The sequence below is a fragment of the uncultured Serinicoccus sp. genome, assembly GCF_947500995.1.
Taxonomy (GTDB): domain Bacteria; phylum Actinomycetota; class Actinomycetes; order Actinomycetales; family Dermatophilaceae; genus Ornithinicoccus.
Genome location: NZ_CANMUA010000025.1, coordinates 1 through 1293 on the forward strand (window position 1 = coordinate 1; position 1293 = coordinate 1293).

The 1293-nt window shown below is 69.7% G+C and carries 1 protein-coding gene; it reads left to right on the forward strand.

Annotated elements, in window-relative coordinates; genetic code table 11:
* Positions 1–222 precede the first annotated feature (222 nt).
* The gene (locus Q0967_RS17270; RefSeq protein ID WP_298891749.1) at positions 223–1266 is read left to right on the forward strand and encodes an IS110 family transposase; all 1044 of its coding nucleotides are present in this window, start codon (positions 223–225) and stop codon (positions 1264–1266) included.
* The last annotated feature ends 27 nt before the right edge of the window (positions 1267–1293 follow it).

Sequence of the window (1293 nt, forward strand, 5' to 3'; positions counted from 1 at the left end):
TCAATGGCACGCTGATGGGGTCCGGTCGGGTTCGCTCCTTTTTTCGCTGCTGCGGCGGATCCCCGTCGTTGGCTGCTCGTCCGATGTGCGGCTCGGCCGGACGCCCTGGCCGTCGGGCGTGGCGTGGCTTGATAGGAGCCTGCTCCGGGCTGGATTGAGGCGTGCCCGCCGCACCCGGCGACCAGGACGTCCATCCCAGTATCGACCAGGAGGTCCACCGCCATGGTGATGATCGGCACCGACTCCCACAAACGCACGCACACCTTCGTCGCCCTCGACGACGTCGGCCGACGTCTGGGTGAGTGCACCCTGCGCGCCAACACCGACGGGCACCTGCAGCTGCTGACCTGGGCGGCACAGTTCCAGGACGTCACTTTCGCCCTGGAGGACTGCCGGCACCTGACCCGCAGACTGGAGGGCGACCTGCTGCGTGCCGGGCAGCGGGTGGTCCGCGTGCCGACGAGGCTGATGGCCGGTGCACGCCGCGGGGCGCGGACACCGGGCAAGTCTGACCCGATCGACGCCGAGGCTGTCGCTGTGGCTGCGTTGCGTCACCCAGGATTGCCGGTCGCTGAGCTCGATGGCCCCGCCCGTCAGGTCAAGCTGCTCTCGGACTACCGGCGTGACCTGGTCATGCAGCGCACCCGCGCGTGCTGCCAGCTGCGTTGGCACCTGCACGAGCTGGACCCCGATCTGGCCTTGCCGTCCCGCAGCCTGCGTCAGGCCAACACCCGGGCCCGCGTCGAGGCCTTCCTCGACACCCAGGGCGGCATCGTCGTCCGCCTGGCACGCAAGCTCCTGGTCCGGATCGCTGACCTCAGCGAGGAGATCAAGGACATCGAGAAGGAGCTCAAGACCCTGGTGGCGGACCAAGCCCCAACGCTGCTGTCGCTGCCCGGCTGTGGCGTGTTCTCTGCCGCGGTCATCATTGGCGAGACTGCCGGTGTCCACCGGTTCCGGGACAAGGACGCCTTCGCCCGGTTCACCGGTACCGCGCCCGTGCCGGTCTGGTCCGGCGCCTCGGCCGGCAAGGTCCGCCTCAACCGTGGCGGCAACCGTCAGATGAACTACGCCCTGCACATGATCGCCCTCACCCAGGCGCGCGGCGTCGGCCCCGGCCGGGCCTACCTGGCCAAGGCCGAAGCCCGCGGCAAGGACCGTGTCGCCGCGCTGCGACTGCTGCGTCGACGACTCTCCGACGCCATCTACTCCGCTCTGCGCGCCGACCAGATCCCAGCCTCCACCCACATCCAGCAGGCCGCCTGAGACGCCGGCCTTGACATAGGAGCATCG

What these genes read in the sequence shown, in the direction of transcription:
- Q0967_RS17270 (WP_298891749.1), top strand. Translation starts at nt 223, where the DNA reads ATGGTGATGATCGGCACCGACTCCCACAAACGCACGCACACCTTCGTC.